Source organism: Kitasatospora sp. NPDC034023, from assembly GCF_055575795.1.
Window position 1 is genome coordinate 140,230 of record NZ_JBVIRY010000007.1, and the last position, 8,292, is coordinate 148,521.

The window sequence follows — 8,292 nt, forward strand, 5'->3', positions numbered from 1 at the left end:
GCCGTACCGTCCCCCACCCTCACCCCGATCAGGAGCACCGTCGATGACCGCGCCCACCCCGCACCCGAGCACCGAGGGCCGTACCCCCTACCCGGTCGGCCTGCTGCTGGCAGGCCGCCGTGTCGTCGTGGTCGGCGGCGGACAGGTCGCCCAGCGGCGGCTGCCCGCCCTGATCGCCGCCGGGGCCGAGCTGCACCTGATATCCCCGGCCACCACCCCGGCCGTCCAGGCGATGGCCGACGCCGGCGAGCTCACCTGGCACGCCCGTCCGTACCAGGACGGCGACCTGGCCGACGCCTGGTACGCCTTGGTCGCCACCGACGACCCGGCCGTCAACGCGGCGGTCAGTGCCGAGGCCGAGCGCGGGCGGGTGTTCTGCTCCCGCAGCGACGACGCCTCCGCCGCCACCGCCTGGACCCCGGCCAGCGGCCGCGACGCGGGCGCCACCGTCGCCGTCCTCACCGGCGACCCGCGCCACTCCGCCGCCCTGCGCGACGCCATCGTGGACGGCTTGCGGGACGGCTCGCTGGCCGCCCGCCAGTACCGCTCGCACGGTGCCGGCGTCGCCCTGGTCGGCGGCGGCCCCGGAGACCCGGACCTGATCACCGTGCGCGGCCGCCGCCTGCTCGCCGACGCCGACGTGGTGGTCGCCGACCGCCTCGCCCCGCGCGAGCTGCTCGCCGAGCTGCCCGAGCACGTCGAGGTGATCGACGCCTCCAAGATCCCGTACGGCCGGTTCATGGCCCAGGAGGCGATCAACCGCACGCTGATCGAGCACGCCAAGGCCGGCAAGTTCGTGGTCCGGCTCAAGGGCGGCGACCCGTACGTCTTCGGGCGCGGCGGCGAGGAGCTGCTGGCCTGCGCCGAGGCGGGTCTTCCGGTCACCGTCGTGCCCGGGATCTCCAGCTCGATCAGCGTCCCGGCCTCGGCCGGCGTCCCGGTCACCCACCGGGGCATGACGCACGAGTTCACGGTGATCTCCGGCCACGTCGGGCCGGACGACGAGCGCTCCCTGACCAACTGGGAGGCCGCCGCGAAGATGAGCGGCACCCTGGTGCTGCTGATGGCCGTGGACAAGATCGGCGCGATCGCCGCCCGACTGGTCGAGTACGGCCGCCCGGCGACCACGCCGGTCGCGATCGTCCAGGAGGGCACCACCGCCGCCCAGCGCCGGGTGGACGCCACCCTGGGCACTGTCGCCGCGGTGGTCGAGGCCGAGGGCGTCAAGCCTCCGGCGGTCATCGTCATCGGGGACGTCGTCAACGTCCTGGCCGCCGCCTTCCGGCCGTAGGCCTTCCCGGAGCGGACCCTTCCAGAGTGGGCCCTCCCGGACTGGACCCTCCCGGAGTGGGAAGTCGGCCCGGCCGACTTCCTACTCCAGCGGTTGCTCCGCCCAGATGACCTTCCCGGTCGCCGTGTAGCGCGTCCCCCAGCGGTCCGCGAACTGCGCGACCAGGAACAGCCCGCGCCCGCCCTCGTCCTCGGTCGCCGCGTACCGCAGGTGCGGCGAGGTGCTGCTGCCGTCCGACACCTCGCAGATCAGCGCCCGGTCCCGCAGCAGCCGCACCCGGATCGGCCCGGAGCCGTACCGGATCGCGTTGGTCACCAGCTCGCTCAGGATCAGCTCGGTGACGAACGCGGCCTCGTCCAGCCCCCAGGCCTCCAGCCGCCGCGCCACCTCTGCCCGGACGGCACCCACCGCCGCCGGGTCGGACGGCACCTCCCACTCCGCCACCTGGTCCGGCGCCAGCACCCTGGTCTGCGCCACCAGCAGCGCGATGTCGTCCTGCGGGTGCGTTGGCAGCATCGCCCCGAGCACGTCCGCGCAGGTCTGCTCGGGCGTGCGCGGCGGGCCGGTCAGCGCCGTCCGCAGCAGCTCCAGCCCTTCGTCGATGTCCCGGTCGCGGTCCTCCACCAGCCCGTCCGTGTAGAGCACCAGCCGACTGCCCTCGGCCAGGTCCAGCTCGGCGGTCTCGAACGGCAGCACCGCCAGCCCGAGCGGCGGCCCGGTCGGCAGCTCCGGGAACACCACCCGGCCCTGCGGGTCCACCACGGCCGGCGGCGGGTGCCCGGCGGTGGCCAGCGTGCAGCGCCGCGACACCGGGTCGTAGATCGCGTACAAGCAGGTCGCCCCGGTCAGCCCGGCGTTCTCGCCGCTCGCCGCCTCGTCCTGGTCGATCCGGTTCACCAGCTCGTCCAGGTGCCCCAGCAGCTCGTCCGGCGGCAGGTCCAGGGTCGAGAAGTTGTGGATCGCGGTGCGCAGCCGGCCCATCGTCGCCGCCGCGTGCAGCCCGTGCCCCACCACGTCCCCGACCACCAGGGCCACCCGCGCGCCCGGCAGCGGGATCACGTCGAACCAGTCCCCGCCCACCCCGGCCTGGGCCGGCAGGTAGCGGTGCGCCACGTCCAGCGCGTTCTGGGCCGGCAGCCGGCGCGGCAGCAGGCTGTGCTGCAGCGTCACCGCCATCGCGTGCTCCCGGGTGTAGCGGCGGGCGTTGTCGATGCACACCGCCGCGTGCGACACCAGCTCCTCGGCCAGCGCCAGGTCGTCCGTCTCGAACGGCTCCTCCCGTTGCGCCCGCCAGAACCGGGCCACCCCCAGCAGCACCCCGCGCGCCCGCAGCGGCACCCGCACCAGGGAGTGCACCCCGTACTCCAGCACCTGCGCCGACCGCTCCGGGTCCTGATCGCGCCACCGCCGGGCCTCCGCCAGGTTCGGCTCCAGGCCCGGCTTTCCGCTGTGCAGCGCCCCGGCCAGCGGGGTCGCGGGCACCACGTCCAGCACCGTGCCGACCGGGTAGAACGGCGCGTCGTCCCGCACGCCCGTCACCGCCGCCCGCCGCATCCGCCCCAGCGAGGAACCCGGGGGCGGCTCCTCGCCCACCAGCACCTGCTCCGCGACGTCCACCGTCACGAAGTCCGCGAACCGGGGCACGGCGACCTGCGCCAGCTCCTCCGCCGTCCGCGTCACGTCCAGCGTGCTGCCCACCGTCACCCCGGCGTCGTACAGCAGCCGCAGCCGCCGCTGCGCGCGCTCGGCCCGGCCGGACAGCGCCAGCAGCTCGGTGGAGTCACGCAGCGTGGCGACGCAGCCGGGCGGGCCGCCGGGGGCCTGGTCGGTCAGCCGGACGTTCACCGCCAGCAGCCGCTCCCCGGCCAGCACCACCTCGTCGGTCACCTGGCGGTTGGCGGTCAGCAGCTCCAGTGGCGCCTGTTCGAGGCCCAGCCCGGCCACCGGACGGCCTTCGGCGTCCGGCGGCAGGTCCAGCAGCCGCCGAGCCTCGTCGTTGCAGAGCAGCAGCCGGCCGTCCCCGCCGACGATCATGACGCCCTCGCGCACCGCATGCAGGACGGCCGCGTGGTGCTCGTACATCCGGGTCATCTCGATCGGGCCCAGCCCGCGCGTCTGCCGCCGCAGCCGACGGCTGATCAGCGCCGTTCCGAGCGTGGCCAGCCCGATCGCGCCGGCCGCCGCGCCCAGCACCACCGGCAGCTGACGCTCGCTCGCCGTGCTGACGTTCGCCAGCGTGACGCCCGCCGAGACCAGCCCGACCACCTGGCCGTCCGGTGCGTACACCGGGACCACCGCCTGCACCAGCGGGCCGAGCGTGCCCGTGATGTGCTCGGTCACCACCTGGCCGTGCAGCGCGGGCTGGTAGTTGCCGACGAACGGTTGGCCGATCCGGGCCGGGTTCGGGTGGGTGTAGCGGATGCCCTGGTTGCTCAGGACGACGATGAAGTCCACGCCCGAGGCGATCCGCGCGGACTGCGCCTTCGGCTGGAGGATCGCGGTCGGGTCGGGGGAGCGGAGGGCGGCCACCATGCCCGGCGAGTTGGCGAAGGTCTGGGCGACCGCCACCGACCGGTTGCGGGCCTCGTTGTCGGCGTCCTTGTGCGACTGCACCACCAGTGCCACCACGGCGGCCGCCACCAGCAGCAGGACGATCAGGATCTGCAGCGCGAACACCTGCCCGGCCACCGACCGGTGCCACACCGGCCACGCCCGCTTCGCGCGCGGCAGCTGTGGCCGACCGTGTGGGCGCCCACCGGAGGAGCCGGCGGAGCCAGTGGCGCCAGAGGCCGACGGAGCCCAGGATCGGCCCGGATAACGGGCCATACGGTCATATTTGCACTCCGACTAGCCGGGGACCACCCCGTCCCCTCGGCCGTTTGGCCTTCCCCGTCCCGGCTTGGCAAGATCACAGGGTGTCCGAACCCAGCACCATCACCGATCCGGCCGACCCCCGCCTCGCCGACTACACCGGCCTCACCGACGTCGAACTGCGCCGCCGCCGCGAACCCGCCGAGGGCCTGTTCATCGCCGAGGGGGAGAAGGTCATCCGCCGCGCCCTCGCCGCCGGCTACCGGATGCGGTCGATGCTGCTCACCGCCAAGTGGCTGGACGTGATGGCCGACGTCATCGCCGAGGCCGACGCCCCGGTCCACGTGGTCGAGCCCGCGCTCGCCGAAGCCGTCACCGGCTACCACGTCCACCGCGGCGCGCTCGCCTCGATGGAGCGCAAGCCCCTCCCGGACGCCGCCGACCTGCTCGCCGGGGCCCGCCGGGTCGCCGTCCTGGAGGGCCTGGTCGACCACACCAACCTCGGCGCCATCTTCCGCAGCGCCGCCGCCCTCGGCATGGACGCGGTCCTGCTCTCGCCGGACTGCGCCGACCCGCTCTACCGGCGCGCCGTCAAGGTCTCGATGGGTGCCGTCTTCGCGGTCCCGTACGCCCGCCTGGACCCCTGGCCCGCCGCCCTCGACACGGTCCGCGCGGCCGGCTTCACCCTCCTCGCCCTCACCCCCGCGGACAACGCCGTCGACCTCGCCGGCCTCACCCCGCACCGCCTCCCCAAGGCCGCTCTCCTGCTCGGCGCCGAGGGCGACGGCCTCACCCCCCGCGCCATCGCCGCCGCCGACCACCCCGTCCGCATCCCGATGGCGCACGGCATCGACTCGCTCAACGTGGGCGCCGCCGCAGCCGTGGCCTTCTACGCCGTCACCACCCCCTGACGTCCCCGGGCCCGCCGCCTCGCCCGCTCCTGGGACCGTCACGGCTGGACCCGTCACCGCGTCGTCAGAAGTCGGCGGGCCCGACGTCTGGCGCCGGCCCTCCGTGGATGCCGGGCCCCTTGCCCCTTCTCCACGCCGGAGCCAGGCCTTGCGCCAGGAGTCGGCGGGCCCGACGTCCCGCGCGGACGCTCAGCCGAATCGTGTCGGGTCAGCCCTTCGGGGCCGTGGGCGGGGCCGGGGCGGCGGCTGGGGCGGCGGCGGGGGGCGGGGTGGGGCCGCCGGGGGCGCCGGGCCAGGACTCGTCGAGGGTGCCGTCGGCGCGGACGGTGTAGCGGGTGGAGGTGACGGCGCCGGTGGCGGCGACGCGCTCCTCGCGGACGACCGTGCTGCCGTCCAGTCGCCAGGCGGCCGTCGCCTGCGGGTCCGCCGCCGAGGTGCGGGAGGTGGTGGCGACAGGCGTGTCCCCGGCGAAGGTGTAGAGCTGGACGAGGTCGACCGGCGCCGAGCCCTCCGCCCGCCGCAGGACCACGACCGCGGCCGGCAGGCCCTTGTACCGGGCCGGCAGCACCGCGCTCAGGGCGACCTGCGGCCCGGCCCCGGCCGAGTGCCCGTCCTTCAGCGCGATGGCCGGTCCGCCCGCGCCGTCGGGGTAGCTGCGGTTCGGCCAGTCGACCGCCGGCACCGGCGCCTGCGGGGCAGCCAGGGAGCCGTCCGCCGCGCCGCCGCGCGCCGCTGCCGGGAGGGGCGTGGCCGAGGGCTGCGGGGCGCCGTCCACGGACGTCCCCGGCACCGCCAGTTGGCCGCCGCCGCTGCCACCACTGGCACCGCCGCCGCTCACACTCGCGACCACCCCGGTGGGCGGCCTCAGACCCTGGTTGCCCCGGTCCTCGCATCCCTGCGCCGCCGCGATGGCCAGCGCCACCCCGATGGTCACGGTGACGAAGACCACGAGCCGCTGCCGCAGCAGCCGCTGCCGTGCCGTGCCGGGCCGCCCGCCGGGGGCGGGGGTGTGCTGGCGGTCCCGGGGGCCGGGCCGGTCCGGGGGCGGAGTGTGCGGACGGTCGGGACGCCGGCGCAGCGGACGGGTCACGGGTGTCGGCTCGGGCCGGGGGAGCGGCGCGGCCGCCCCGTGCGGGCGGCGCCCCGCCGTTCCGGAAACCGGCGCACCGGCACGGCCCGCGGCCGCCCGGGCCCGCGCAGCGGCGGGCGGCTCGGGCGAGCGTCCGGGCGCCGGAACGCCCGGCCGGGCACCGTCGTGCGGGGCGGGTGCGGCCGCCGCCCGTCCCGGCCGGGCCGCGCGCGCACCGCCGCCGGAGGCCCCGGCCGCCGTGGCGCGCGCCGCCAGTTCGCTGAGCCGCTCGTGCAGCGCGGCCGCGCCGGGCCGTTCGGCGGGTTCCTTGGCCAGGCAGGCCCGGATCAGTGGAGCGAGCTGGGGCGGCACCGTGGACAGGTCGGGTTCCTCGTGGACGACCCGGTACAGCATCACCTCGGACGACGCCCCCGACCCGAACGGGGTGTCCCCGGTGAGCGCGTACGCGAGGGTGGCCCCGAAGGCGAAGACGTCGGTGGCGGGCGTGACGGCGACCCCGCGTACCTGCTCGGGGGCGAGGAAGCCGGGGGAGCCGACCGCCGTGCCGACGTGGGTGAGCGTGCTGGCGCCGCGCGACCACGCGATGCCGAAGTCGATGATCCGCGGGCCACGCGGTGAGAGCAGGATGTTGGAGGGTTTGAGGTCGCGGTGGACCACCCCGGCCTCGTGCACCTTGACCAGCCCGTCGGCGAGCGCGGCCCCGATCCGGGCCGCCTCGGGCCAGCTCATCGGCCCCTCGTCGCCGACCTGCTTGTACAGCGAGGGCCCGGGCACGTAGGCGGTGGCCAGCCAGGGCCGGTCGGCCTCGATGTCCGAGCCGACCACGCGGGCGGTGCAGCCGCCCCGGATCCGGGAGGCGGCGGCGATCTCGCGGGCGAAGCGGGTGCGGAACTCCTGGTCCTCGGCGAGTTCGGCGCGGATCAGCTTGAGCGCGACGCGCTGCCCGCGGCGGTCGGACCCGAGGTAGACCACACCCATGCCGCCGGCGCCCAGTCGCCGGTGCAGGCGGTACGGCCCGACGATGCGGGGGTCCTCACGCCTCAGCCGCATCATCGCCATGTTCCGTTCTCCGTCAGCCTGTGGGTGAAGCCCCGTCGGTTGGGCCATCGTCAGTTCCTGCCTGGCACAGCTTACGGACTGCCCGCTGCGGTGTGCTGATACGCAACACCTGAAGCCGCCGTGCGATTGTCTGATCTTGCGTTGACCTGCAGGTCACAGGGGTGCCGGATCGCCTCTCGGGGTTGGCCCTCAGGGTTCCCTCGGGGGTCGGATCAGCCTTCCCTCCCCCTGCGGTAGTAGGCCTCAAGTCCGGGCGTCATCCTCCGGGACGTCCGAGGAACAGTACGACGGCATGACGTCCGCAGGGCCCCCTGACCAATAGCGTTGTGCCCAGCGGTGGACGGGGAGCTCGTCCCCCGAGGTAAGCCGTCCACCGCGCCAACTCGACCGGATCAGGAGTCAGGGCATGGCACCGCAGCTCACGGGAACCCCCCGCCGCCGTCGGCCGGCCTCCGTCCAGTCCCGGTCCACCACGGAGCAGCCCACCCGGCACCCCGCGGTGGCGTTGGCCATGGCCCTGCCGTGCGCCGTGCTCCTGGTCCTGCTCTTCGGTGGATGGGACCAGATGGCGAACCAGGCCCAGGCAGTCGCCGATCTGATCGGCCGCTGAGGTCTCAGGCGCCACCTGAGAAAGGACGCCGCCCCCTGCGGGCGGCCACAGAACGGGCACCGGTCCCCTGGGGACGGGGAGCGGTGCCGCCGGGGAGGGCCGCGGCCGCGCTGACACGCGGACGGGCGTGAGCGGTGCGCAGAGCGCCCCGGCAGGCGGAGACGCCGCGTACGGACGTCGGTGAGGGCGTCCGTACGCGGCTCTTCTCCTTCATGACGACCGGTTCATGACGACCGGCCGATCCTCACCACGACCGGTGCATGCAAAAGGCCGGGGCCGCAACCCTTACGGATTGCGACCCCGGCCGTTACTGTGCGCGATACTGGGATTGAACCAGTGACCCCTACCGTGTCAAGGTAGTGCTCTCCCGCTGAGCTAATCGCGCCTGGTGTGGCGGTCCTGCAGCAGACCCCGAAGGATCCGACGTGCGCGATACTGGGATTGAACCAGTGACCCCTACCGTGTCAAGGTAGTGCTCTCCCGCTGAGCTAATCGCGCCTGGTGTGGCGGTCCTGCAGCA

At 75.1% G+C, this 8,292-nt stretch carries 4 protein-coding genes, 2 tRNA genes and 1 pseudogene; 3 read left to right on the forward strand and 4 right to left on the reverse strand.

Features of this window, described 5'->3' with window-relative positions; all coding sequences use genetic code 11:
• Positions 1–43 precede the first annotated feature (43 nt).
• Positions 44–1,291: a uroporphyrinogen-III C-methyltransferase gene (gene cobA / locus ACZ52R_RS13370; protein ID WP_360498417.1), complete on the forward strand. Its 1,248-nt coding sequence runs from the start codon at positions 44–46 to the stop codon at positions 1,289–1,291.
• An 81-nt stretch (positions 1,292–1,372) separates the two neighbouring features.
• On the opposite strand, the gene ACZ52R_RS13375 is transcribed toward cobA, so the two are convergent.
• Entirely contained in the window at positions 1,373–4,117 is a 2,745-nt protein-coding gene (locus ACZ52R_RS13375; protein WP_465617014.1) for a SpoIIE family protein phosphatase, read from the reverse strand.
• A gap of 89 nt (positions 4,118–4,206) precedes the next feature.
• Between ACZ52R_RS13375 and ACZ52R_RS13380 the strand changes: the two genes are divergently transcribed.
• The gene (locus ACZ52R_RS13380; protein WP_465617016.1) at positions 4,207–5,013 is read left to right on the forward strand and encodes a TrmH family RNA methyltransferase; all 807 of its coding nucleotides are present in this window, start codon (positions 4,207–4,209) and stop codon (positions 5,011–5,013) included.
• A gap of 886 nt (positions 5,014–5,899) precedes the next feature.
• On the opposite strand, the pseudogene ACZ52R_RS13385 reads toward ACZ52R_RS13380, so the two are convergent.
• A pseudogene (locus ACZ52R_RS13385) lies at positions 5,900–7,162 on the reverse strand (serine/threonine-protein kinase); the annotation flags it as partial.
• Positions 7,163–7,568: 406 nt separating this feature from the next.
• Between ACZ52R_RS13385 and ACZ52R_RS13390 the strand changes: the two are divergent.
• Positions 7,569–7,772 carry a hypothetical protein gene (locus ACZ52R_RS13390; RefSeq protein ID WP_360498423.1) on the forward strand — a complete coding sequence of 68 codons (204 nt, stop codon included), beginning with the start codon at positions 7,569–7,571 and terminating at the stop codon, positions 7,770–7,772.
• Between the two features lie 313 nt (positions 7,773–8,085).
• On the opposite strand, the gene ACZ52R_RS13395 is transcribed toward ACZ52R_RS13390, so the two are convergent.
• A tRNA-Val gene (locus tag ACZ52R_RS13395) sits at positions 8,086–8,157 on the reverse strand.
• 41 nt (positions 8,158–8,198) lie between these two features.
• Positions 8,199–8,270 (reverse strand) — tRNA-Val (locus tag ACZ52R_RS13400).
• Positions 8,271–8,292: the final 22 nt, after the last annotated feature.

Excerpts from the sequence above, each read along its gene's own strand:
- ACZ52R_RS13390 (WP_360498423.1), top strand. The coding sequence starts at position 7,569 with ATGGCACCGCAGCTCACGGGAACCCCCCGCCGCCGTCGGCCGGCCTCC.
- cobA (WP_360498417.1), top strand. The coding sequence starts at position 44 with ATGACCGCGCCCACCCCGCACCCGAGCACCGAGGGCCGTACCCCCTAC.
- ACZ52R_RS13375 (WP_465617014.1), bottom strand. The coding sequence starts at position 4,117 with ATGGCCCGTTATCCGGGCCGATCCTGGGCTCCGTCGGCCTCTGGCGCC.